Below are 22,898 nucleotides of genomic sequence, written 5' to 3' on the forward strand. Positions count from 1 at the left end.
AAGGAGGAGCGGACCAGGCCCAGACCACCGATCGTGCGGGGACTCACACCTTGCTCCGCTCGACGGGCTGTTCGGCGGGTTGGAGAAGGCGCAGCAGTTCCCTGGGCGAAGCGGCTGTCTCGGGGGCGGGGGCGGTGGGCTGCCCGTATCCCCATCCGGCGTGGATGTAGGCAACGCCGGCGCGGACGGCCGATTCCTGGTCGACCGCCATGTCCCCCACGTAGACGGCTGCAGCGGGATCGACTCCCAGATCGACCAGGGCGAGGAGGAGCGGATCCGGGGCGGGCTTCGTCCGGCCCGCTCCCGCCGGCGTACGGATGGTCGCGAAGGGACATCCGAGGCGCGCCAGGAGCGGTGCCGCGCGATCGACGTGCTTCGACGTCACCACACCCAGCCGCCAGTCGGCGGCCACGAAGGCGTGGAGCATCTCGGCGATGCCGGTGAACTCCTGCGCGAGGTGCGCGGCGGCGACGGATTCTGCTTCGTACGTCCGGCGAACTGCCTCAGTGTCGGTCACGCCCAGTCGCTGCATGATGTCGCCGAATTCGCGCCCCAGGTGGCGCTCATAGTCGTGAAACGGGAGGGTGATGCCGTGCAGCTGTTGGACCCTCCGCCACGCCTTCCGCATCACCGGACGGGTGTCGAGTAGGACGCCGTCCAGGTCGAGGAGAAGAGCGCGCGACGTGCTGGCGCTGGCTGGCATGCTGGGCGTTGGTGGAGCTGGTGGCGAATCCGGAACGGGAACGGTCATAATCATCCTTCTCGTCAGGATGGCTTTCGCGGCTCAGAGGGCCGAAGCCGGTTTGAGTTCGTACTCGGGGTACTGATCCGGACCCCTGCCTCTTTTAAGGCCACGTTGAGCAGCGCCCCGTGCATGCGGTCGCGCCGGCCTCGTAACTGCAAAGCACGTCAGCCGCTGCGAGGACCCTCAGGTTGCGAACTCTGAATGAAGACTGCGCTCGCTGCCAGCCGCCGACGAGTCGTTCGATGGTCGTTCGAGTGCCTTCATTTGCGCGGGCGCTCCAACCACTGGCCGTCAGTCGCTCTGGGTGTTGCCGATGGCGGGTTGCTGCCTCGGCTCCTTGCCGAGCAAGCTCCAGGCGTATGCGAATGCGACGAGCTGGGCGGTATTGGCCGCTCCGGTTTTGTCGAGCAGCTCTGCGAGCGTCGAATGGAAGTCGCGGGCGGCCACGTGGGCGGTGCGCGCGATGTCGTACGGCCTGGTCCTCTCGGTGATGGCGTGGATCAGGCCCACCTCCTGCCCACTCAGCTCCGGCACCGGAGTGACGGCATTCGGCGGGCTTACCTCCCCCGACTCATACAGGTGGTGCGCAAGGACCGCGTTGGAGCAGCGGAAGGGGCACCCAAGCTTTTTGCGAATGCTGACTCGGTGGACACTGACTGTTGCCAGAGCGATGCCAAGCTCGTCGGCGATCTCGTGGTTTGTCTTGCCCAGCGCGAGGAGGCGGGCGATGCGCAGTTCGCCCTGGCTGAGCAACCTGGGTGCAACGGCGGCGGTCATGGCGATCGTCCTTGGCAGGGTGAAGGCGTGTGGACAGTGAGGCGCCGGCTTCGTCGCGGCTCAGGCCAGGCCCGGGAGGCGGCTCCCGGGCACGGCCCGCGCAGGCAACGCAGGCGGGCCGGACTTCTCGACAGACCCGCTCCCGGTCGCAACGGGGGGTGCCGTCCGGGAGCAGGCTGCCGAAGCACGCTCCCGGATCCAACATCGGGAGCGGGCTGCCGAAGCGCTTCGCCCGTATAAGGGCGGACTGGCCGCCCGTACACCGGTTCGGCTGCCTGGGCAGGCACAACTCTGGCCGAATGCGCCGATCGTGGCCAGCTGGTGAGGGATCGTTCGCGGGTCGCTTGCGTACGGCCTCGTGGAGGCTGGCCACGCCAAACCGGCATTCTCTGCCCCGGAATGCTCTGGGTGAGGCATGACCGCTGCGGAAACGACGTCTGAACGACTCGGGCGCGTGGGTGCAACGAGGGCGAAAAGTCGCCACGGTGGGGGTCGAGTCTGCTGGGGTGGGTTGAACTCCTCAGCTGGCCTGGAGAAGTGGCGGTCAGCTCGGCAGGTCTTGCTGTCGCGGCTACGCCGTTTACGCCGCTAGCGGTCCCCCGCGGGGCCTGTCGAGGGAGGGCTGGTGTTCGGTTGCTTCACCACGGAGCGCCACGACGAGCTGCGGGCTGCGGTCCGGGCGTTCGCCGAGGCAGAGGTGCTGCCTCGGGTACCGGAGTGGGAGCAGACCCGCAGCGTTGATGTCGAGCTGATCCGCAGGGCTGCTCGACGCGGATGGATGGGCGTGACCCTTGGCGCCCGGTACGGAGGGATGGGCGCGGGGCACCTTGCCAAGACGATCGTCATCGAGGAGCTGGCGCGGGTGTGCGGCGCCATGGGGGCCTCGGCCCAGGCGTCGCTGATCCCCACCGGCATGATCGATCACTTCGGCAGTGAGGAGCAGAAGGCCCGTTGGCTGCCGGCGATCTGCCGAGGCGAGTGCCTGCCGACGATCGCCGTCACGGAGGCGGCCTCTGGCAGCCACATCGCGGGGGCGAAGGGGGCGGCCCGCAAGCGCAGCGGCGGGTGGGTGCTGCGTGCGGAGAAGGTGCACGTAGGCAATAGCCACGTCGCCGACCTGCACTGCGTGGTCGTGCGGACCGGGGCGAAGGGCGAGTTGTCGGCGTTCCTGGTGGAGAGCGCGCGGGCCGGGGTTTCGGTACGCCCGCATGTGCCGGCGATGGGCCTGAACGGCTTCTCCTTCGGCACTGTGGTGCTGGATGACGTGTGGGTGCCGGACGAGAATCTTCTCGGAGCGGTGGGGGAGGGCGAGGACGCCGCTGACTCTTCGAGTGTGCTGTACGGGCGGGCCAATCTGGCCGCGGTCTCGCTCGGCGTGCACCGGGCGACCGTGGAGGAGACGCTGGCTTTTGCCGAGGAGAGGGAGCGTTATGGCCGTCCGCTGAGCCGGCTGAGCACGGCGGAGCAGCGGCTGGGACAGATGCTGGCCAACCTGGACGCGGCCGGAACTCTCGCGTACGCGGCGGCCGACATGCTGGACCGCGGTGTGGCGTGTGATGGGACGCTGATGGCGGCGAAGCTGATGGGCTACGAACTCGGTGTCGAGTCGGCGCGGCTCGCTATGGAGGTGCACGCCGCGGCGGGGGCGAGCATGGCCGGGCCGATGGAGCGGTTCTTCCGCGATGCTCAGCTGATCTTCTCGCCGGCTGGGACGAGCGACGTGCAGAGGCTGAGGTTGGCGCGGCTCGCGCGAGGTGCGACGGCGCGGGGCCAGTGGTCCCAGCGGTTCGCTGTTGGCCCCGCGCCGTCGGTGGTGCCGGTGTGACCTACAGCGCGTCGATGCGCTGGTCGAGGAGGTACTGGGCCTGCCGTTCCCGCTCCTTGATGAAGGCGAGCATCCGCTGTCCGTCCTCCATCGGGCGGGCTTCACGGCCGACGACACAGATCGTCATGAGCGGGATCCCCAGCTCCTTGTCCATCAGGCGGACACCCAGATAGGTGCGGATGTTGATCAGGTCGACGACTTCGTTGCCTGCGAAGTCGGCCTTCGCGCACACGTCGGGAAGGGTCAGGGGCACCTTCCGGTTCATGGTCTCGGGGCAGTAACCATGTTCCAGGGGCATGACCCGTCCCACGGCAGCGGCCAGGGCCTCGGCTTCCGCGACGGAGCCGAGGTCTTCGGCCGAGGGCAGGTGCAGCCCGGTGAACAGCTGCTGGCTGGAGATGGCGTTGGCCATCGCCATCGCTCCGGGTATGCCCGACGTGCGGCCCAGGGCCTGGGCGAAGCGGTCGAACTCTTCGTCGGGGCGGTCGAGGCCGAGCTGGCGCAGCCGCGCCCGGCGCTGGGGGATCTGGGCTTGCAGCTCGCGATGGGCGCGTGCGAGGTCAGACATGGTGGGGACTCCGGACGGGGGATGAGGAGGGACGGCGTGCGCGGAGGGAGACCGCGTACGCGTGCTTGACGAGCGAGATGAGCACGTGGCGGGCCGAGCGCTGGTCGCGGGCATCGCAGGCGACGACGGGTGTTTCCGGATCGAGCCGCAGCGCTTGGCGGATGGCGTCGATCGGGTACCGCGAGGAGTCGTCGAACTGGTTGACGGCGATGATGAAGGGAAGCCGCAGCCGCAGGAAGTAGTTGACGGAGTCGAACGAGTCCGCCAGCCGGCGGGTATCGGCGAGGATCACGGCGCCGAGGGCGCCCTGGACGATGTCCTCCCACATGAACTGGAAGCGTTCCTGGCCAGGGGTGCCGAAGAGGTAGAGCTCCAGGCCCTGGCTGCGGAGGTGGATGCGGCCGAAGTCGAACGCGACCGTGGTGGTGGTCTTTCCTTCGACGCCGTCAAGGCTGTCGGTGCCGATCGCGGCCGTGGTCATCAGCTCGTCGGTCGAGATCGGCGTGATGTCACTCGCGGTGCCGACCAGGGTGGTTTTGCCAGCGCCGAAGCCGCCAGCGATGACGATCTTCACCTGGCCGATCGTTGGCTCAGAGGGCTTGGAGGCCTGCAAGGACTCTCTCCAGGACTTCAGGGGCTTTAGCGTCAGGTTGATCGACGGCGACGGTCATGAGGAATTGCTCGTGGATCAGGTCACCGACGACCACCTTGGCGGCCTGCACCGGCAACCGCAGCCGCCACGCGATCTCGGTGATCGTGAGCCTCTCGGCCCGGCACATCGCGAACGCCTCCGAGCGTTCGAGCGCCTCCGGGGGTGGAGGGACCGCCATCAACGGGGCCTTGATCACTGTGGTGCGCTCCAACGGAACACGCGGGTGCGTGCGTCCGCCGGTCACGGAGTAGGGGCGCAGCCGCGGCGGACCACTGCCGGCGGCGGAGGGACCATGGTCGGAGGCCAGCATGTCAGCCCGCCGCAGCGGTCCGCGCCGGGGTGCCCAGGATCGGTGCCGCTCGGTTCGCCAGCATCCGCATCTGGTAGCCGACCACCCCCACGTCGACTCCCTGCTCGGCCAGCACCGCGAGCACACTGTTGTCACCGACCCGGGCGGCGAACATCAGCCCGACGGACGTCTCGAGGATCGTCTGGACGGCCGGGGCCTTCGGGTCCTTCGGGAAGAAGCGGCTCACACCGCGGCAGAGGGAGAAGACGCCGCTGGCCACCGCGCTGACGGCGTCGGCATCGTCCTGGTCCACTCCGTGGAAGTGCTTGGGTATGCCGTCCGACGACGTCACCACGGCGCCGATGGTCTGCGGGACGGCTGCGACGAGGTTGGACAGCAGCCATTCCATGTCTTCAGCGTTGGACACGGTGATCATCTCCTGTGGTTAAGAAGGACGGGGGACAGTTGGCGGGGCTGCTCACTTCGGTCCGCCGTCGTTGTTCTCCGCGGCGGCGTCCCATCCACTCGTGAAGTTCGCCGCGAGCTGCCAGCTGTGTTCTGTGGGCAGCGCGCCGGACTGCGACGTGGATCCGAGCGGAGCCTGCTCGCGGGAGTTCTCGTCCGGCCCGGAGAAGTCGACGTCGGGCCGGACGGGAAGCTGAGGCAGCGACCCCGTATCGCCAGCCGCGCCACCGCCGACCAGATACAGCTCGGCCGGAGCTACCGGCGGCGTCGAGGCACGCCCGTGTGCCATCGGGGCGCGCGCCGCGGCCCGCGACCGAGCGGGACGCTCGGGTGGTGCCGTGTGCGCCATGGGCATGGGCTCGCTGAGTGCCGCTCTGCGGGCCTCCTGCTGCTCGGCCACCTCAAGGCGGCCGGCTTCCAAGAGCGCCTGCGGCAGGATGACGACGGCCTGGATACCGCCGTAGAGGTTTTCCCGCAGCTCGACCGTGATGCCGTACCGGTGAGCGAGAGAGGCGACGACGTAGAGGCCATTGCGGCCTTGGCGGAGCAACTCCGCGCTGGTGTCGGACTCTTCGGGGTCGGTGAGCAGGTCGTTCATTCGCGCGAGCATCTCGCGGTCCATGCTCAGGCCGCCCTTGTCGTCGATCTCGACGAGCAGCCCGAGCGGGATCAGCGAGGCGCGCACGTCGACCTGGGTAGCGGGCCTGGAGAACTCGGTGGCGTTCTCCAAAAGCTCCGCCAGCAGGTGAGCCACGGCAGCCACGGCATACCCCGGCAGGTGAGCGTCCGGCGCGGCGATCACCTTGGCTCGCCTGTACTGGTCGATCTCCTGGATGCCGAGTCGCAGAATGCCCCGCACGGAAGAGGGGTCTTCGTGACTGGGCAACCGGGCGCCGCCCATGACCGCCATACTCTCGGCCGCGCGACTGATCCGGGTGACGTCGTGGTCCACCCCGTACAGGCGAGCCAGGTGATCGGGATCCTCGACATCCCTCTCCACGTCGTCCAATTTCGCCTGTGCAGCCTGGACCAGGCCGCGCAGACGATGGGAGAAATTGACGAAGACCCGCACACGCTGGCCTTCCGCCTGAACCAAGGCCTCTCCCACTTCCTTCCGGTACCCATGCAGGTCACGCGCCAGCTGGGCGAAGGGGTGGTCGCCCTCCACGGCCACGTCCTCACAAGCCACGAGTGGACGCTGGCCTCTGCGTAGCCGGACCGTCGCAGCGCGCGCCTCGTCCGTGCCGGCCCGGACCTGCCCGAGCAGGTACGTCACCCACTCCGCGACGAGACGGCTGTCCTCCTCGACGCTCCGGGCGACCGTGAGTGCCCCCCGGTACGCCGGCCAGAGCACCCCTACCCCGATCGCCACGGCAGCGGTGACCACGTATCCGGCTCCCGCCCGCGAGACGGCCGGAGCGACCACGATGGCGGCCGTCGCCAGCAGCAAAATGCCCGCTGCCGGGAGAACCACCAGACCGGCCAGAGCCCTACGCACCTCGCGGCCGGCGGGATCCGGATCCTTCTTGCGGCTCCGGCGATGCCGGACGCCCTTACGAGCCCCACTCTGCGATGCCGCAGTGGGCGACGCGCATTCAGACATGGATGTCCTCAAAAAGACAGGAACGGTTAAGACTTCGGCATCACGCCGATGCGCCGTGATCCCCTGACGCAGGCGCATCGTCAGCCAGGAACCGGCCGGAACGGCAGCATCCGACTATCAGCGAGCAGAGGCGCTGTGTGCCCTTACGGAACTGAAGTGCCGCCCGCCCGGTCGGACGCAGCTCTTGACCGGCGACCACCAGCCCCGCACGACCGCCTACTGCCAACCGCATCAGGAGTCACATACAGCGTGCTCGCTACAACTGATCGTTGCTACACCAGGAACAGTCGTTCACGAGTCGTTTCCTTCCACATGTGGGCGGTTGAACGATCGGAAATCGGACGTTCAGAGTGATTCGACATCAAGGATCAGGTCCTGGCCGGCGGTGCGACACGAGAACGACCAGCATTCGACTACGCGACAGCACCCTCACGAAGTGGCGTCGAGCGCGCCGAGAAACTTCAAGGCGCGATCGATCTCGCCGGTATGAATCAGCCGAGTGCGCGTCCGCATCAGCCCAGCCGTTCCGTAGGCACCGAGTTCCCGGCAGCGCTCGACCAGGCGTACCCAATCGGGGCCGAGCTCGAGATAGTCGGCGAGCGCGCGTATCCGCTTGCTGGGCGTAACACCTCCGGCGACGCTTTGAGCTTGTCCTTGTTGCACTGCTTGGACGAAAGCATCGGCACTTCCTGCTCCTTCGACGCTCTCCACGTTCCATACAGCGTCACGCCCCAGCCAATCGGCCACGACGACATGCTGGTGCGAGGCTAGATGGAAGTCGGGAAGTTCGGAGTATTCCTGCTGTGAGCTGACCCAGACGGTCAGGCCGTAGGACTCCATCAGCGCAGCGGCGAGGAGCAGTAACAGCCGTTCATACGGCTCGCTGCTGCGTACCGCCGGCTCGGGGACGCACAGTACGCAGCCAGGTGTGCCGTCGAGGCCGGAGCCGCGGTCGACGGCGAGCTGAAGGACGGCGTGGCGGTCGCGGAACAGTAGCCACGCTGCCGCCTGTTCACCGAACTGGGTACGCGACCACATGACCGGCATGTCGGTGGTTTTGAGATGCCGGTCGACGAACATCGCGCAGACGTGAGAGCCGAGCCACAGGGACCCGACGCTGGAGAGATCTCCGTACGCGGTCCTGGCCGCCGCTGAGCGTGAGTGCGCCAGGTGGAATTCAAGGCCTTGCGGCTCCTCGTGGAGGGCGCAGTCATCGGCCAGGAGGCTGTCGTCCACGTTCAGGCAGGCCCACAACAAGGCGTACGTCACGTCATCGAGGCGATACGGGGCGGGGATCGGGAGCCTCTGAATGGGCATCGCGAGCTGGCGCCGAGCTTGGGCAGCGTCGAGGGCATACAGATCCTCGCCGCCTTGTGCGCCCAGGGAGCCGAGGACCAATGCCCGGCGTGTGGAACGGGTGAAGTACCTCAGATGGTCGAGATCCTCGCGGCCGATCACAACACAGCCGGGCTCACGGGCGGCCTCATACATTTGCACCGACACGGAGGTGCCGTCCAAGACCCTCAGACCGTCCAGGTGCCACACGCCACCGGTGCCAGGGACCGGTGCCGCGACGGAGAGGAAGGACGTGTCGAAGAGGATGTCCAGGTTGTGCGCGGCGGCAAGCGACGCGTCGTGGGGACTCCTGGCGAGCACGAATTCGCGCTCCGGTGCCGGACCGAGAAGCTCCTTTACGCTGTGGCCGAGCCAGAATTCGAGAACCGTTGCCGCCTCACCGCGTGGTTCCTGCGATCCGGAAAGCCACCGTGTATACGTGGTCTTGGTGACGTTCTTCAGCCGGGTGAGGCGCGGGTTGTCGTAATGCTTGGCTGCCCGAATGCCTGCGTTGGCGAGCTGTGTCGCGAATACCTCGTAGCGCAGCCATCCACGTTTTTCCAGTATGGCGTAGAGGAGCGTCGGGCGCCGCATGCGGGGGATTCCCTTCTCGTGGTCGGTGCGGGGAGGAAGTACTGCGGCAGGGGCATCGCCGGTCAGGCCAGGAGCAGGCACATGTCCCAGTCGCAGGGCGTTGCGGCGTCGAGACTCTGGTAGGCGAGGATTGCTCCGGCCGCGCCTGTGAGAAACCCGGTCTCCTCCGGGGGGCCGGCCAGGCGGAACCGTTCATCGAGCAGCTTCAGCCGGTTGGCGAACCGGTGCGGGTCTTCCGCGTCCTCCGCAACACGCTGCACCGTGCGCAGCAGACCACCGAACCCGTGGCACAGGCTCCTGTCGACGATCTGGTCGAGTTGCTGGTGGTCTGCCAGACACATCAGTAACGAGCGCTCCGCCATGCGCTTACGATCCGCGTCGCCTAGGGCGATCCCGGCGAGCTGCTGAGCGCGCGCCAATCCCGGTGTGCCGGAGCACCAGGAGGGCGCGGCCGGGATCGCGGGGGCGGGACCCTGCGCGCTGATCCACCGTGGCCACCGAGTGCCACGGTGGTCAGTCACCCGTATCTGATCGAGCCAGCGACAGATCCGGCGCATGGCCTCGTCGTGGCCCGCAACCGTGATCCCTCGCTGCTTGGCCAAGGCCAGCAGGGCGAGCGGGCCAGCTATACCGTGCGCCATGCCGGCCATAGCCCGCCCGTCCGCGGGCGCAACACCGCCGACGGCCAACTCCCGGCCGCTCCACCAACCGGGCAGGTTCGCACCGGAGGCCACGGTCACCGGCTCGGTGAGCCGGACAAGGTAGTCAAGGACGCCAGTCAATTCCGGACCGCTGGGCTGACGTCGCAGGAGCAGGGCACCGAGGCCAGTCAATCCGCCGATGACGTCGTACTCGGCGTGAGACGCGAACCGCCCAGCACTGACACGGGCGTGTGCGGCGGCAAGGCGCCGCCGGGTCAGCGCGGCCACGATCCGGTCGAGCGTGTTCAACGCGCCCGCGTACCGGTCGGTGCCAGCGGCAGCCACATGCAGCACGTAGGACATCGCCGGCGCCCCGTAATACAGGCTTGCCGCGGCGCCGTCGATCAGTGGCCCTGTGGCAGACAGCTGCCGCTGAATCGCTGGCCACTGGCCGGATCCGCGATGGGCGCGCACCACATGAAGAAGTGCAACACCCAGCGAGCCATGAGTGAGGGATTGGCGACTGGCGAGGGTCGCGTCGTGGGTTCGTACGGCGAACACCGCGTTGCTCCTTCAGTGCGGGTGATCTAGGACAGGGCGCCGCAGGCGGGATGCGGCAGCCAGTGCCTGCAAACAGCAGCCGGTGACCTTTCGTCTCAGGAAGTGAGGGGATCCCGGCCCGAGAACAGCGCGCATTCGTCCGTCAGGATCGCGTTGAAGACGTCGTCGATGCGGTCCAACGCCTCGTCCTCGCGGAAGGCTGCGACCCGTGCCCAGTACTCGCGGACATTCTCATGGCGCATCAGGGAATGCGCCTGAACCCGCAAGGTGCGCCTGTCGAGCAGCCCCACCCGGAACTTAGCCGCCAGGAGACTTACTTGGCGGTTGACGTTGACGTGCCGCGCGTACTCTTCCGCCGACATCTCTTCGCCAGTGAGCACCCACCGCTCAGGGTTCGCCGCAACGTCCGCCAGCAACGCCTGATGCATGCCCGCGGCTCGGAGCACGGTCTCACGCCTGTGATGCCGTTCGACCTGGAGAAGCCGCGCGACTCCGGCAGCAACGACCAGGAGAACGGCGTGATTGATCTGCATGTGGTTTTCCTTCACTGGAGGCGTGGCGTTCCGGGCCGGGCGGTACCCATGCGGTCAGGCGGAGCCGGTGCGCGATCAGGGAGTCCGGGGCGAAGTCCCGCCGAGGGGGCACTGGTCAGGAACAGAGCCGTGTGCCTGCCGAGCCAACAGCGAGCCTGGCCAGCCCACCCGTTTTGGAGCTCCTGCACCTGCTCTTCGGTGAAACCGCGCTGCCAAGGCCTTTCTCTGGGCTCGACATCCGGTCCCGGCCAGACGCGCAGCAGTACGTACACCTGGCCGCCAGGCCGCAACCAGCGGCGCGCATCACCCATGAAGCGCTGGTGGTCGATGAACGGCAAAACGTTTCGACAGACGATGATGTCGAAGCTGTCGGGCTGCAACTGGTTCGTGGGCGCGTCAGAGTCAAAGTCATGCACCTCGTAGCGCAACTGTGCATCGGTACCCAGCTTGCGGGCGGTTCCGATTGCGGCAGGCGAGACATCCAGCCCGAGCACGTCGTAGCCCCAGCGGCGAAGCTGCCTGGCGAATCCACCGCTGCCGCATCCCACGTCGAGCGCGCTCGCCCCTGCAAACGCATCCACGTGTATACGGACCCGCTCCACCTCAGCGTCACTAACGAGGCGGTCCACGGCGCGTCCCTCGCGGTGCCAGGCGTCCCAACGGGTTGCACTGATGCGACCCACAGGCTTGGTCATGCCGCGTCCACTGGGCCACCGTCGGTCCCGGAAGAAAAGCGGTCCTTCGATACAGGTACGTGGCACAAGTCCTGCAAGCCGCCCGTGCGAACCTCACCGGAGTATTCCCTCACCAGGCGGAGCCCGACCTCGCGGACCGGATTGCGAACCGCCCGTGGCACGGCCGACGAGCCTCCACACCGCTCACGGGGTGAGAGCAAGGACGGCGGCCGATCGATGTATCCCTCGAATGTCATGGTGGTCCCCCGGTCAGACGAGCCTGTAGGCGATGGTGATCGCAGCGAACACGGCGGCGACGAGAAGAACCTGCGCGCTGACCTGGCGCCAGCTCCAGTCCCTCGCGTCCATCCACCGCAGAGGACGCCTTCAAGTCGGACCCGCCTGGACCTCAGGAACCACGAGATGAATGAACGCCGCACATCGCTCACCCAGATCCCTGATCACTGCGTGATACTCGTTGTCGTCGGAGCTGATGGCATGCCGGTTGAGGACGATCACACCGTCGGCGAAGCCGCCTCGGATCAACCGGCGAACCTCCATCCAGCCGGGTCGCTGCCAGGGGGGCGTGTAGACCCCGCGCGATGCAGTTGACGTCGCCTGATACACGTATTGCTCCGTCGGAACAGCCACGTCGTGCAGTCGGACCCCTATGGCGTAGCCGCACTGTTCGGCCTCCGCCTGAAGCGTGTCCCAGTCGTCGTCGGGTGCTGCCCGCCGGCTGAGTACCAGGCTGTAGGCGAGGACACGCAGTGGACGGTCAGTGCCGAGCCGATCGTGTCGCGCGCTAGCGTCGAACACGAACCGCGACCGGACGCGATGCAGATGGCGCCGGCGGTCCTCCGATTGCTTCAGTGAGACCGGCCCCCGGTGCCACCCACCTCGAGTGAAGAAGTCACTACCGGCTGCTTGGGCGGTGAAGTGCGGCACACCGCCTGCTCCCGCGAAAGACTCTGTTGAGGTAAGCGGGTGTGTGGGGCGGTCGAGTTCGTTGTCCGGCGACATGTGGGGTGTCTCCGTAGCGTCCTGTTGGTTGAGGCGGTGAAGAGTGGCCACGGCCGGCCTGATGGTGGGCGATGGCCGTGTTGGGATGAAGGAGCTCTCGTCCTGTGTCGCGCTCATGCCGCCAATGACTCGTCTGGGATGGAAAGCTCGAACCAGACTTCCTTGCCGCCTGGATCGGTTCGGCGCGCGCCCCAGGCGCTGCTCAGCCTGTCGATGAGGGTGAGGCCGCGACCGGACTCTTCCGAGGACGTGGCCAGTTTCAAAGCCGGCATCTGACTGCTGCCGTCGCTCACGACAACGCGGACGCGGTTCCGGCGGCGCGACAGTGTCATCTCACACTCGTGAGAACCGGCATGGTCGTGCACGTTGGTGAGAAGCTCGTTGGCACACACGACGACCTCATCGGCGATCACCTTGAGGCCCCAGTCCTCCAGCCGACTACGAATGGACTGTCGGATGGCACCGAGGTTCTCGGCATGTGCGACCAGATCCTGGTGGTGTTCCAGAGGGTCAGCGCCCTTGTTCACGAGCAACTCCCATCGCTATTGCCGGCCTGCCCTTGCCTACACACTCTTGTCGGCAGGGCTTCCACGTCGCAGCGGCCAAAGTCGCATTGCCAAGCGGCCATGCGCCGCGGTGTCGTTGCCTTGGAGCAGTGCCATCACGTCAGTCCTTGTCATGGAGGTCGAGACACTCTGCACAAGGCCACTCAGAGCGGTGCTGGAGCGCCCATCTGCTGTGATCGAGTTGGAGTATGGCCCCGGATCTCTCTCCGTGTAACGCTCGCGATGGAAGTGTCCGCATGAGCGTTGCGGGCATACGAAGGTCCGTAACCGGATGCTCGTTCTGCCGTGTAACTTCCTTGTGGCTGCTACGGGGCAAAAGAGACTGGAAGCACTCGTCCAAGGGGGCATCGCCATGACGACAGGGCCGACGACGCCGGTCGTGACGAACGAGCTGGTCGAAGGGACAGGCCCCACGACACGGCGGCGGCTACTCGGCGTGCGTCTGCTGGCCTTGAGGGATGCTCGCGGCTGGTCAGCCGAGGAGGCGGGGGACCGCGCTGGCGTGTCGAAAGCGACGGTCAGCCGCTACGAACGTGGCAAGGGAAACGTTCGCTGGAATCAAGTTGACCAGCTCTGTCGAGCATACGGAGCGCCGGAGGAAGAGCGAACGGCCCTCGTCGAACTGGCGAAGCACAGCGTGGCAACCGAGGCGTGGTGGGTTCCGTTCGCCGGGAAGCTATCGGACCAGATGCGGATGTTGCTGGCCCTGGAGAACGAGGCAACACGCATCAGCCACCACACCGTGGGCGTCATTCCCGGACTGCTGCAGACGAAGGAGTACGCACAGGCGATCAAGGCCACGCCCGTCAACCCCTTCCCGCCGCAAGACCTGCTGGACTACCTACAGATGCGCATGTTGCGCCAGAGGATCCTGGACCGCGACGTCCCACCGACGTACCACGTCATTCTGGATGAATCCGTGCTACGGCGGCGAGTTGAGTGTTCCGAGGTCATGGGTGCCCAGCTTGACCACCTGCTGGCCCGCGGGAAGGCACCGACCATCAGCATCCAAGTGCTTCCGTTCTCGGCAGGGGCCTACAGCGCGGCTCTGAGCACCTTCATTGTCTTCGGCGGTCCCGATCCCGCCCTCGACGTGGTCTTCCTGGAGAACCAGGCGGGCTCACTGTTCCTGGAACAACAGTCGGCGCTGGAGGAGTACACGGCTGCCATGACATTCCTGCGCCAAGAGGCACTGGACCCGACCTCCTCGGCGGAGTTCATCGCCGAGGTCCGCAAAGAGCACCTGAGAGACCGGAAGTAACGAGGATCACCCGTGGCCGAGCAACCCCAACCTGTGTACTTCAAGAGCAGTTACAGCGCCAATCCCAACGGCGAGTGCGTCGAGTGCGCCAAGCTGCCGCACACCCTCTTCGTGCGGGACTCGAAGACCCCGGACGGCGCAGTCCTCGGCTTCACCCACGAGGCCTGGACGAACTTCACGGCCGCCCTAGGGCGCGACCAGCGCCGGCCTCACTGACCAGCCCGTCTCTGCGATGCCGGCCCGGTCCCCTCGACGGGGCCGGGCCGGCCGCATGTCCGCTCGTGAGGTTTGCCCCGCTCGCGGGTGGGAGTTCTCAATGGAAGTCACCTTCTGGGGCCCGCGATTGCGGTATCCAGAGGGGTAGGAACAGGCCGAGACGTGGAAAATCTCGCACTGGCGTACCACGATGCGGACAGTCAGCAGCCATGGGCGCTGTCCGCATCAGGTGCTGGAGGGAGGACGCATGCCGCAGAGACCAAAGCCGTTGGATGAGACCAAGTCTTTCCGTGACTGGTGGGGGAAGGAACTAAGGAACTGGCGCAACGCCAGAGGGCTGTCCTCCAGGGCCCTAGGACTAAAGGTGCACCTCAGCGGGTCCATGATCGAGCGGATTGAGAAGAACGAACGTCTCTGCGACGCGGTGTTGGCCGGCAAGCTGGATGACGCTCTAGAGGCAGGCGGCGCGCTGCGGCGGCTGTGGCGTCTGGTGGAACAGGAAGCGTCCGGACAGCGTAGTGATGCGGACAGCTCTACCTCGTCCCACCCGCTCCACAGCGTCGATGCTCAGGCCAAGGGCATGCTTGGGGTGGACCCGCCCGCACGCCTGGATCGGAGCCTGTCACCAATGGAGCGTCGAGCCATGATGGCCGCCAGCGGACTCGTTGCTGTCATGCCTGGAGCCTTTGTCGATCTCATTCCCCACCCTGACCCAGCCCCTGTCCCTGATGTCGTGCGTCCCGACGACATCGAGCAAGTACGGACGGCGGCCGCGACTATCGCCGAGTGGGACAACCAGTTCGGAGGCGGCGGGATCGTCCGCAGCTCGCTGCACGGACAACTGGTCTGGGCTCGGGGCCTACTTGAAGCCGCGTGCCCCTCTGCCCTGGAGAAGGACCTCTTTACCGCGGTGGGCCACTTGGCCATCGCGATGGGAGCAAGCGCCTTCGATTCCTACCAGCACGACGACGCCACCCGGCTTCTGGTGTTCGGCCAGCGGTGCGCCGAGCACATCAACAACTGGCACCTCCGAGCCACCGCGCTCAACTGGCTTGCACGTCAGGCAGTTTGGTGCGGCAACCCGGACGACGGGCTCACGCACGCAGAGGACGGTCTCGTGCGTGCTGATCGGCTGACGCCCCGGGAGCAGGCCATGCTCCACAACGCTAGCGCCAGGGCCTGGGCGCGGATGGGACGCCGGCAAGAAGCGCTTGCGGCCATCGGACGCTCGGACGATGCCTTCAGCCACGCGGCGGTCGGTGAAGATGTCGCCTGGATGAGCTACTACGACCACGCACAGCACCACGGTGACACGGGGCATGCAGTTTTTGATCTCGCACTCTTGGCCCGCCAGTCGACAGCCATGGCCGCAGCAAGGCTCCGGACTGCGATTGACGGACACACCGACGACTACGTTCGCTCACGCGCTCTCTCGGGAACCAAGCTTGCAACGCTCATCATGACCACCGGAGACCCGAAGGAGGCTGTTTCGATCGGGCATCAGGCCCTCGACGAAGTCGGCCGCCTTCGGTCGAAGAGGGCGATCGATGACGTCTCCTGCCTCTCGAGGGCATCCGCGCGGTACGCCGGCGACTCTGACGTTGCCGTGCTTCGTGATCGGATTGCAGCTGTCATCCGCGCATGAACAGGAAACGAGTCGAATCATCCTTCGCGCTACTTCAGGAAATTACTGACGCGGCGCGGCTTTCGAGTTCGGGAGCCGAGCCGATCAGGCTGGCCGAGAATGATCTCTGGAAATTGCCCGGCGGTATTGTCGTTCGCATTGCGCGATCCGGGCAAGACGAAGCCGCTGCACGCGAGGTGGCTGTCGCGCGATGGCTACACGAGAGTTCCGTACCAGCGGTGCGTCCGCTAGAGATGAGTCAGCCGATCCGCGTCGGCGGGCGATCCGCCACGTTCTGGGAGCAACTTCCTCCACATCGACACGGATCAGTGGCCGATCTCGCGCCGCTGTTGCGGATGATGCATTCACTGCACATACCTTCATTCCCAATCGGGAGGTTGGATCCCTTCGTCAGACTCGTCGAGCGCCTCCAGGGGGCTCGTTCGATCGGCACTGCGGATCGAGAATGGCTCCTGCAGCGACTTCGCAGGCTTCGCCGCGAATGGGACAGCCTCCCCGATGGCCTGCCGCAATGCGTGATCCATGGCGACGCATGGGACGGCAATTGTGCGGTTACGGATGACGGACCTCTGCTCCTGGATTTCGAACGGACATCTGTTGGCCCTCCGGAATGGGACTTGACTTCTACGGCTGTGGCTTTCGATACGTTCGGCAGCCTGTCACGCGAGATGTATCAGGACTACTGCACCTCATACGGATTCGACGTGATGGCGTGGTCGGGGTATTCGACACTCCGCGATATCCGTGAGCTCAGACTAGTGACCTTCGCCCTGCAGATTGGGGATCAGGACGTCAAGGCGATGCATCAGGCCCGCCATCGAATTGACTGCGTGCGCGGTCGATGCGGGCCGCGGCCTTGGCGGTGGGAGGCAGTCGGTTAGGTGTTGCCTGCAGTGTCGCTAAAGCACGACTTCTGCGGCCACCTGTGCACCGACTCGCTGCGTGAGTGCCACGCGACCGCCGGCCAGCCGCACGGCCAGTGCTCGGGGTCGTGACGCTGCCTCCGACATCACGGCTAGACATTTCGCGGCGGACGATGAGGCACCGACCCTCTATTCCTAGCTGGGCCCGCAATGGACGTCGAGGCCTCGTACGTTGCGGAGGCGGCGGAGAGCGGCAGACCTGCCCCACCGTGAGGCGGAGCGCCCGGTGGACGAAGGGCGCCCATCGAGTCGCAGGAAGACGTCACCCTCGTTTCCGGTCCTCGCCGGGAACCAGTGGCGGGTTTCAGGCCGCGCGGTCCACCGCCTGGGCTTCCAGCCATGCCTCAACCTCCACCCACCGGTAGCGCAAATAGCGGCCGACTTTGTGGGCTCGCGGACCCTGGCGTCGGTGATTCCACACGTAGACCGTGTTCAGGGGCACACCAAGGAAGTCTGCTAGTTCCTCGGTGCTCATCAGCGGACGACGGTCCCCGGCACCACTGGCGGATCCCGCCACGCGGGCAATGTTTCGGCGCATGAATACTCCAAGACGACTCGGAATCGGGTAGGAGGGAACCTCCCGAGCGGTCGCCCGCTGCGGTGGTGTGCGGAACAGTGTCATGGATCTCCGGCCGCACCAAACAAAGGGATCCATCGCGCAATTTCTGAGACGTTGAAGAATTACCGGGAGATGCTCGCGAACCCTCGGCGAGGACTCTCCGAATCCTCGCCGAAGACTCGTCGAGGGCTCGACCGGGGATAATTTTCTCTGCCGAACGTTCTCGTCAATCCCGGCATCGCGAGAGCAGAAAAAGCAGTTTGACATTCCCGATTCCGTGGATCAACATTCCATTCACCGCAGCCGCTCACGGCCACCTATGGACGGCCACATGCAAACCTCCCTGCCGTCCGACCTCAACCGGCCAACCGCCACGCGCCGAGGTCGCCCCCTGCACGAAAGTAGATCACGATGCCATACGACCGCTGGCACAAACAGCCGAGCAAGGACGGCGGAGACAAGCTCTGCGCACACAAAAAGGTCCCCTCCAAGGTGCATGGACAAGGCTCCCGCTGGCAGGCGCGATGGAGGGACCCCAACGGCGAACAGCTCACCGAGCTGTTCGAGCGCGAAGCCGACGCACGAGCACACGAAACGGCGATGCGGGCTGGGTCAAATGACGGCTCCTATATCGACCCAAAGGGCGGCGAGCTCACCGTAGAGGAACTCATCGAGAAGTGGCTGAAGGGCCAAACGGTTCCACCACGCACACTCAACCAGTACCGGTCGCGGGTCAGACTCCATATCCTCAAGCCACTCGGCAAGCACAAGATAAAGAGCATCACGGCATCGGTGATCCGCGAGTGGATCGCTGACCGAAAACAACACCTCGACGAGACGACCGTTGCCCTGATCCTGAGCCACCTCCAGAGCATGCTCGATCTCGCTGTCGACGACGACCTAATACGGAAGAACCCATGCCTCACGCGCTCGGTGAAGGCCGTCAAGCCGCGTCGTGCCAAGATGACCGCGAAGGATCTTCCGCTTACATGGCAGCAGACAGAGGAAATCCGGACGGCCCTTCCCGACCGATTCAAGGCCATGGTGGACGTCGGCCGAGGCCTGGGCCTTCGACAAGGAGAGATCTTCGGGCTCAGCCCTGACGATCTCGACTGGGAGCACGTGAACGGGCCCATGGTCCACGTACAGCGTCAGATCGCGATGGATGGCTCCACCCTGGTCTGGTCAGGCGCCAAGGGCGATAACAGCGCGAACCCCAAGGACCGATGGGTGGAACTGGACGGTGGAGTCGGCAGCGCCCTCAAGCAGCACATGGCCACATTCCCGCCGATCCCCGTCACGCTGCCCAAGGAGACCAAGGACGGGGAACTGGAGACGCTGCGTGTCATCTTCTACTCCCGCGAGCGCAAACCCGTTAACCGTAACTACTTCAACAGCTTCGTCTGGAAGCCTGCTCTGGCGGCCGCTGGCATCATCGCTCCCCTGAAGCCCGGCAGGAAGAGGAAATGGGAGAAGTCGCGTGACAAGATGATGCACGCGCTCCGCCATCTCTTCGCCTCGATGGCGCTGGAACACGGTGTCGACATCTACACACTTTCCGACCGCCTCGGCCACTCCGACCCGGCCTTCACTCTACGTAAGTACGTGCACCGGGTACCCAACGCCGGCGCCAAGCTGCGCGCCGCCCTGCGGAACATCTACGAGCAAGCCGCCTGACCCGGTGTGCAACGTCTGTGCAAGATGATCTTCATGAAGGCCAGAATGCGCAGGTCAGGACGCCGGGTGTGCATTACTACGACGTGTGAGAACGCCGCCCGGCGGGCTGCCGGGTGAACGCGTGACGAGCAGTACGAAGGGCCGCCACCCGGGCATGTTCCGGGTGGCGGCCCTTCGGCCGTTTTTCGGTCGTTCTCCGCGCTCCGCCGTGCGCCGTCAGGGCACCACGATGACCACCACGGGGCTGTTGTTGAAGCCGTAGCCGTAGTTGTTGAAGCCGGTGTTGAAGCCGTAGCCGAAACCGCCGCGGCCGCAGTTGCCCCACCATCCGCCGTAGAAGCAGCCGCGGTTGGTGGATGCCTGCGTCGGTGCGGACGCCGAGGCCGTCGTCGTGGTGGCGACGGTGGCGCCGCCCGCCAGCAGCACGCCGACGGCGGAGAGCGCCGCGAGGCGCCTAGCACGCTGTGCATTCATGGACGTACCTTCCTTCCACCCCTCGTGCGGTGGTCCACTGCACGATTCGGATGGCCGCGATCTCAGAGTGAGAAAGTCCGGCGCGGTCGTAGGTCTGGAGCCGCCTGGATCACCAGGAGCGGAGCTGTCGGAGCTGTCGGTTGTTTTTCCGTGGTGAGCGGGGATGGCACCCGGCTCTGGGCGCACCCTCGCACTGCGGCTCTCCTCCCGATGCTAGGTGACCCCCGCCCGCTCAGCATCCGGAGCCGATCAGGGCCGGGCGGCCCCGCGACCCGGTGCAACCTTCCGCGCTTCCCAGGCTTCCTATTCTCGGGAGATCGCCTTCCGGGGGCGGTCCCGGACGAGAGGAGCCGTGAGGGAATGACCGAACAGGACGACTGGGGGCGGGAGTTCGACCACCGATGGGCGAATTCCGCCGAGCACAAGGAGCCCTCCGCGCGGGCCCGCATGCTCGCCGCCCGCTGGCGGGAGAACCCGCCGGACCCGATGCCCTTCCGGGCCGACCCGGACCGGACGGCGCCGCGCCGTTCCTCGTGGGTGTCGACGGCCGTGGTGCTCTCCTGCGTGGCCGTGGTGATCGTGCTGCTTGGATGGATACAGATGCGGGCCCTGTACTAGGCCCTGGCGCGGACGCGGCGGGTTCCGTACCGGCGTGGACGGCGGGCCCGCCGACGAGGGGGCTCTGCCAGTGAGGGGGACGGGTGTGGAAGAGGACTTCCGGCGCGGGGCGACGGCGGCACGGCGGCTCGGGGAGGGCGCCGACCTGCGGGACGTGGTCGACCCGGGCACCCCTGCCGCCTGGCTGGAGCTGGACGAGGGGGTGCGGTGGAACGCGTGGTACAACACGACGTACTCCGGACTCACGTGGGACCGGACGGCGGGCGGGCGGGCCCTGCGACGCGCCCTCGGCGGTGACGCACCGCTCAGCGACGCGCACCTCGCACTCGCCCTGTGTCATGGCGACGGCCGGATCCGGCACGCGGCGCTGGAACGGGCCGCCGGGCGTCCGGCGCTGCTGCCGCTGGTCGTCCTGCGGTGCGCGGACTGGGCGCCGCCGGTACGGGAGCGGGCGCGGGAGCTGCTGACCGCGGCGCTGGACGTGGAGTCGGCCGTCCGGCTCGCCCCGCTGCTGCTGCGCGTCGGCGGCCGGGGGCGGGGCGACTTCGGCGTCGGTCTCCTCGGCGACCTGCTGTCAGGGGCCTCCCCCGAGCAGACGGCGGCGCTGTTCGGCGACCGCGACCGCACGGTACGGCGTTACGCGTATCGCCGCGCGGTGGCCCGGGGGTGCATCTCCCCCGTCGAGCTGGCCCGTGCCGCCGCCCGTGACGACGACGCCGTCGTACAGATGCTGTGCGCCGACGCCGCACTCGCCGCCGTGGACGAGGCGAGCGCGGCGGAGGTGCTGGAGGCGCTGCTCGGGGCCCGCAGTCCCCGCGCCCGGTCGGCCGGGGTGACCGCGCTGCGCCGCTTCGGACGGCCGCGGGGCGACTCCCCGGGCGGGCCGGACCAGGCAGAGGAGAGGGCGTCGGAGTTCCTGGCGGACCGGTCGGCGCTGGTGCGGGGCGTGCGCGCGGTATGTCGTACGGCAGCACGGGGCCGATCCACTGTCCTGGTACCGGGAGCGGTGCGCCGGCGCGTCCGATCCGGCGTTGCGGCCGGGCGCTGTCATCGGGCTGGCGGAGTGCGGGACGCGCGCGGACGCCTACCTGCTGTGGCCGCTGCTGGACCACCGGACGCCGGGGGTACGGGCGAAGGCGGTGGCCGGGCTGCGCGTGCTGGACGTGACGGACGTGGCCCGGATGCGGCGGCTGCTGGACGATCCGGCGCCCGGGGTGGCCGGTGAGGCGACCCTCGCCCTGCTGCCGTCGGCCGCGCTGCTGCCGGAGGAGTGGCTGGTGCGGCGGCTGGACGCCGGGCACCCCCGGTGGGTGCGGGTGTCGGCGTGCCGGCTGCTGCACGCGCGGGGCGACGTAGCCGGGCTGCGGGCGGCCGTCGCGCTGCTGGGGGACGCCGACGAGCGGCTGCGGGCCCGGGCCGAGCTGACCGTGCGGCGGGTACGGCGGTGGGGGCCGGCGAGCCGGTCCGAACCGCGGGTCGCGGAGCTGCTCGACCGGGCGGACCGGGAAGCGCGGGCCGGGGGTGCGGACGAGGCGGGCGCCACGGACACGGCGCATACGACGGACACGACGGACGCGGTCGACACAGCGGACACGGCGGACCGGGACGGTCGGGCGCGGTTGGGGTGAGGTCGGGGCTTTGCTGCTCCTAGGGCGGTTCGGGGGCTGTTCATGGGAGTCGGGGAGCTGTTCACGGGAGTCGGCTGGTGCACACTGGACAGCGGGACGAGTGCGTGACTGCGGGGTGATGGAAGATGCAGAGCCGCTTTAGGAGCGACCGGCGTCTGACCGTACGGATGACGGTCACGATGTTTCTGCTCGGACTGCTGTACGTGGCCTTCGTCGCCGCGTTGATCGTGCTGCTGAAGTCCTGGGTGCTGGTCGTCGTCCTGGTGGGCGCGATGTTCGTGGCGCAGTTCTGGTTCTCCGACCGGATCGCCATGTTCGCCATGCACGGGCGGGTCGTGGAGCGGGAGGAGTACCCCGAACTGCACGCGGTGGTCGACCGGCTGTGCGCGATCGCCGACATGCCCAAGCCGGTGGTCGCCGTGTCCCGGATGGACATGCCGAACGCGTTCGCGACGGGCCGCAATCCCGACCACGCCGTGGTCTGCGTGACCACGGGGCTGCTGCGGCGGCTGGAGCCGGCGGAGCTGGAGGGCGTGCTCGCGCACGAGCTGTCGCACGTGGCGCACAAGGACGTCGCCGTGATCACGATCGCCTCCTTCCTCGGCGTGATCGCGGGACTGATCGTCCGGTTCGCCTTCTACTCCCAGATCCTGGGCGGCGGCCGCCGGGACCAGAACACCGCGGCCCTCTTCGCCATCGTGATCGGCGTCTCCGCGGCCGTGTACGCGATCAGCTTCCTGCTGATCAGGGCGCTGTCCCGGTACCGGGAGCTGGCGGCCGACCGGGCGGCCGCGCACCTGACCGGCCGACCCTCGGCACTGGCGTCCGCGCTGACCAAGGTCACCGGGGAGATCGCCCGGATCCCGACCAAGGATCTGCGCACGGCCCAGGCCTTCAACGCCTTCTACTTCACCCCGGCGACCGGCAAGGAGCCCGGCATCGAGCGGTTCTTCTCCACCCACCCGACCCTCCAGCAGCGCCTCGACCAGCTGGGGCGGATCTCGGCGGAGCTGGGCGAGGCCGCCACGCCGGGGAAGGCGGACTGA

25 protein-coding genes are annotated in these 22,898 nt (G+C 67.2%); 10 read left to right on the forward strand and 15 right to left on the reverse strand.

All coding sequences use genetic code 11. The features are described from left to right. Positions 1-43 precede the first annotated feature (43 nt). A complete protein-coding gene (locus OIB37_RS11380; RefSeq protein WP_330457451.1) occupies positions 44-703 on the reverse strand; it encodes an HAD family hydrolase in 660 nt (219 codons plus the stop codon). A gap of 333 nt (positions 704-1,036) precedes the next feature. Continuing rightward, positions 1,037-1,522: a response regulator transcription factor gene (locus OIB37_RS11385; protein ID WP_330457452.1), complete on the reverse strand. Its 486-nt coding sequence runs from the start codon at positions 1,520-1,522 to the stop codon at positions 1,037-1,039. A 625-nt stretch (positions 1,523-2,147) separates the two neighbouring features. On the opposite strand from OIB37_RS11385, the gene OIB37_RS11390 reads away from it, so the two are divergent. Next, positions 2,148-3,347, forward strand: coding sequence for an acyl-CoA dehydrogenase family protein (locus OIB37_RS11390; RefSeq protein ID WP_330457453.1), 1,200 nt, complete (start codon positions 2,148-2,150; stop codon positions 3,345-3,347). A 1-nt stretch (position 3,348) separates the two neighbouring features. Here the strand turns inward: OIB37_RS11390 and OIB37_RS11395 are convergent, their stop codons facing one another. From OIB37_RS11395 to OIB37_RS11445, 11 genes are all read right to left on the reverse strand, one after another. Continuing rightward, complete coding sequence (locus OIB37_RS11395) at positions 3,349-3,915, reverse strand: GAF domain-containing protein (protein WP_330457454.1); 567 nt, start codon at positions 3,913-3,915, stop codon at positions 3,349-3,351. Continuing rightward, on the reverse strand, positions 3,908-4,489 hold the full coding sequence (locus OIB37_RS11400; protein WP_330457455.1) for a GTP-binding protein: 582 nt from the start codon (positions 4,487-4,489) through the stop codon (positions 3,908-3,910). Before OIB37_RS11400 ends, OIB37_RS11395 begins: the two co-directional genes overlap by 8 nt. 16 nt (positions 4,490-4,505) lie before the next feature. Continuing rightward, positions 4,506-4,877 (reverse strand): DUF742 domain-containing protein, encoded by a 372-nt coding sequence (locus tag OIB37_RS11405; RefSeq protein WP_330457456.1) that lies wholly within the window; start codon positions 4,875-4,877, stop codon positions 4,506-4,508. A gap of 1 nt (position 4,878) precedes the next feature. After that, positions 4,879-5,283, reverse strand: coding sequence for a roadblock/LC7 domain-containing protein (locus tag OIB37_RS11410; protein ID WP_330457457.1), 405 nt, complete (start codon positions 5,281-5,283; stop codon positions 4,879-4,881). Between the two features lie 51 nt (positions 5,284-5,334). Beyond that, on the reverse strand, positions 5,335-6,924 hold the full coding sequence (locus OIB37_RS11415; protein ID WP_330457458.1) for an ATP-binding protein: 1,590 nt from the start codon (positions 6,922-6,924) through the stop codon (positions 5,335-5,337). Positions 6,925-7,353: 429 nt separating this feature from the next. Next, a complete protein-coding gene (locus tag OIB37_RS11420) occupies positions 7,354-8,853 on the reverse strand; it encodes a hypothetical protein (RefSeq protein ID WP_330457459.1) in 1,500 nt (499 codons plus the stop codon). 62 nt (positions 8,854-8,915) lie between these two features. Continuing rightward, positions 8,916-10,055: a lanthionine synthetase C family protein gene (locus tag OIB37_RS11425; RefSeq protein WP_330457460.1), complete on the reverse strand. Its 1,140-nt coding sequence runs from the start codon at positions 10,053-10,055 to the stop codon at positions 8,916-8,918. 95 nt (positions 10,056-10,150) lie between these two features. Beyond that, positions 10,151-10,588, reverse strand: coding sequence for a DUF6082 family protein (locus tag OIB37_RS11430; protein ID WP_330457461.1), 438 nt, complete (start codon positions 10,586-10,588; stop codon positions 10,151-10,153). An 11-nt stretch (positions 10,589-10,599) separates the two neighbouring features. Next, on the reverse strand, positions 10,600-11,283 hold the full coding sequence (locus OIB37_RS11435) for a class I SAM-dependent methyltransferase (RefSeq protein WP_330457462.1): 684 nt from the start codon (positions 11,281-11,283) through the stop codon (positions 10,600-10,602). 366 nt (positions 11,284-11,649) lie between these two features. Beyond that, complete coding sequence (locus tag OIB37_RS11440; protein WP_330457463.1) at positions 11,650-12,285, reverse strand: hypothetical protein; 636 nt, start codon at positions 12,283-12,285, stop codon at positions 11,650-11,652. Between the two features lie 113 nt (positions 12,286-12,398). Then, a complete protein-coding gene (locus OIB37_RS11445; RefSeq protein ID WP_330457464.1) occupies positions 12,399-12,812 on the reverse strand; it encodes an ATP-binding protein in 414 nt (137 codons plus the stop codon). Positions 12,813-13,203: 391 nt separating this feature from the next. Between OIB37_RS11445 and OIB37_RS11450 the strand changes: the two genes are divergently transcribed. The 4 genes from OIB37_RS11450 to OIB37_RS11465 all read left to right on the forward strand — a co-directional run bounded on the left by OIB37_RS11450 (position 13,204) and on the right by OIB37_RS11465 (position 16,854). Next, on the forward strand, positions 13,204-14,112 hold the full coding sequence (locus OIB37_RS11450) for a helix-turn-helix domain-containing protein (RefSeq protein WP_330457465.1): 909 nt from the start codon (positions 13,204-13,206) through the stop codon (positions 14,110-14,112). Positions 14,113-14,124: 12 nt separating this feature from the next. Next, positions 14,125-14,328, forward strand: a complete 204-nt coding sequence (locus OIB37_RS11455) for a DUF397 domain-containing protein (RefSeq protein ID WP_330457466.1) — start codon at positions 14,125-14,127, stop codon at positions 14,326-14,328. A 268-nt stretch (positions 14,329-14,596) separates the two neighbouring features. After that, positions 14,597-15,973 (forward strand): helix-turn-helix domain-containing protein, encoded by a 1,377-nt coding sequence (locus OIB37_RS11460; RefSeq protein ID WP_330457467.1) that lies wholly within the window; start codon positions 14,597-14,599, stop codon positions 15,971-15,973. Further along, on the forward strand, positions 15,970-16,854 hold the full coding sequence (locus OIB37_RS11465; protein ID WP_330457468.1) for a phosphotransferase: 885 nt from the start codon (positions 15,970-15,972) through the stop codon (positions 16,852-16,854). Before OIB37_RS11460 ends, OIB37_RS11465 begins: the two co-directional genes overlap by 4 nt. A gap of 346 nt (positions 16,855-17,200) precedes the next feature. On the opposite strand, the gene OIB37_RS11470 is transcribed toward OIB37_RS11465, so the two are convergent. After that, a complete protein-coding gene (locus OIB37_RS11470) occupies positions 17,201-17,722 on the reverse strand; it encodes a helix-turn-helix domain-containing protein (RefSeq protein WP_330457469.1) in 522 nt (173 codons plus the stop codon). A 144-nt stretch (positions 17,723-17,866) separates the two neighbouring features. Between OIB37_RS11470 and OIB37_RS11475 the strand changes: the two genes are divergently transcribed. Beyond that, complete coding sequence (locus OIB37_RS11475; RefSeq protein ID WP_330457470.1) at positions 17,867-19,132, forward strand: tyrosine-type recombinase/integrase; 1,266 nt, start codon at positions 17,867-17,869, stop codon at positions 19,130-19,132. Between the two features lie 216 nt (positions 19,133-19,348). Here OIB37_RS11475 and OIB37_RS11480 read toward each other — a convergent pair whose 3' ends face one another. Then, positions 19,349-19,606, reverse strand: coding sequence for a hypothetical protein (locus OIB37_RS11480; protein WP_330457471.1), 258 nt, complete (start codon positions 19,604-19,606; stop codon positions 19,349-19,351). 360 nt (positions 19,607-19,966) lie between these two features. Between OIB37_RS11480 and OIB37_RS11485 the strand changes: the two genes are divergently transcribed. From OIB37_RS11485 to htpX, 4 genes are all read left to right on the forward strand, one after another. Then, positions 19,967-20,224: an SCO2583/SCO2584 N-terminal domain-containing protein gene (locus OIB37_RS11485; RefSeq protein WP_330457472.1), complete on the forward strand. Its 258-nt coding sequence runs from the start codon at positions 19,967-19,969 to the stop codon at positions 20,222-20,224. A gap of 85 nt (positions 20,225-20,309) precedes the next feature. Beyond that, positions 20,310-21,449 carry a hypothetical protein gene (locus OIB37_RS11490; RefSeq protein ID WP_330457473.1) on the forward strand — a complete coding sequence of 380 codons (1,140 nt, stop codon included), beginning with the start codon at positions 20,310-20,312 and terminating at the stop codon, positions 21,447-21,449. After that, complete coding sequence (locus tag OIB37_RS11495; RefSeq protein ID WP_330457474.1) at positions 21,379-21,852, forward strand: hypothetical protein; 474 nt, start codon at positions 21,379-21,381, stop codon at positions 21,850-21,852. The genes OIB37_RS11490 and OIB37_RS11495 overlap by 71 nt, the downstream gene beginning before the upstream one ends. Before the next feature lie 125 nt (positions 21,853-21,977). Beyond that, the gene (gene htpX, locus OIB37_RS11500) at positions 21,978-22,898 is read left to right on the forward strand and encodes a zinc metalloprotease HtpX (protein WP_330457475.1); all 921 of its coding nucleotides are present in this window, start codon (positions 21,978-21,980) and stop codon (positions 22,896-22,898) included.

Origin of the sequence: Streptomyces sp. NBC_00820 (assembly GCF_036347055.1) — a bacterium.
GTDB lineage: Bacteria > Actinomycetota > Actinomycetes > Streptomycetales > Streptomycetaceae > Streptomyces.

What these genes read in the sequence shown, in the direction of transcription:
- OIB37_RS11380 (WP_330457451.1), bottom strand. Translation starts at nt 703, where the DNA reads ATGCCAGCCAGCGCCAGCACGTCGCGCGCTCTTCTCCTCGACCTGGAC.
- OIB37_RS11385 (WP_330457452.1), bottom strand. Translation starts at nt 1,522, where the DNA reads ATGACCGCCGCCGTTGCACCCAGGTTGCTCAGCCAGGGCGAACTGCGC.
- OIB37_RS11395 (WP_330457454.1), bottom strand. Translation starts at nt 3,915, where the DNA reads ATGTCTGACCTCGCACGCGCCCATCGCGAGCTGCAAGCCCAGATCCCC.
- OIB37_RS11405 (WP_330457456.1), bottom strand. Translation starts at nt 4,877, where the DNA reads ATGCTGGCCTCCGACCATGGTCCCTCCGCCGCCGGCAGTGGTCCGCCG.
- OIB37_RS11415 (WP_330457458.1), bottom strand. Translation starts at nt 6,924, where the DNA reads ATGTCTGAATGCGCGTCGCCCACTGCGGCATCGCAGAGTGGGGCTCGT.
- OIB37_RS11420 (WP_330457459.1), bottom strand. Translation starts at nt 8,853, where the DNA reads ATGCGGCGCCCGACGCTCCTCTACGCCATACTGGAAAAACGTGGATGG.
- OIB37_RS11430 (WP_330457461.1), bottom strand. Translation starts at nt 10,588, where the DNA reads ATGCAGATCAATCACGCCGTTCTCCTGGTCGTTGCTGCCGGAGTCGCG.
- OIB37_RS11435 (WP_330457462.1), bottom strand. Translation starts at nt 11,283, where the DNA reads ATGACCAAGCCTGTGGGTCGCATCAGTGCAACCCGTTGGGACGCCTGG.
- OIB37_RS11440 (WP_330457463.1), bottom strand. Translation starts at nt 12,285, where the DNA reads ATGTCGCCGGACAACGAACTCGACCGCCCCACACACCCGCTTACCTCA.
- OIB37_RS11450 (WP_330457465.1), top strand. Translation starts at nt 13,204, where the DNA reads ATGACGACAGGGCCGACGACGCCGGTCGTGACGAACGAGCTGGTCGAA.
- OIB37_RS11465 (WP_330457468.1), top strand. Translation starts at nt 15,970, where the DNA reads ATGAACAGGAAACGAGTCGAATCATCCTTCGCGCTACTTCAGGAAATT.
- OIB37_RS11470 (WP_330457469.1), bottom strand. Translation starts at nt 17,722, where the DNA reads ATGTCAAACTGCTTTTTCTGCTCTCGCGATGCCGGGATTGACGAGAAC.
- OIB37_RS11475 (WP_330457470.1), top strand. Translation starts at nt 17,867, where the DNA reads ATGCCATACGACCGCTGGCACAAACAGCCGAGCAAGGACGGCGGAGAC.
- OIB37_RS11480 (WP_330457471.1), bottom strand. Translation starts at nt 19,606, where the DNA reads ATGAATGCACAGCGTGCTAGGCGCCTCGCGGCGCTCTCCGCCGTCGGC.
- OIB37_RS11485 (WP_330457472.1), top strand. Translation starts at nt 19,967, where the DNA reads ATGACCGAACAGGACGACTGGGGGCGGGAGTTCGACCACCGATGGGCG.
- htpX (WP_330457475.1), top strand. Translation starts at nt 21,978, where the DNA reads ATGCAGAGCCGCTTTAGGAGCGACCGGCGTCTGACCGTACGGATGACG.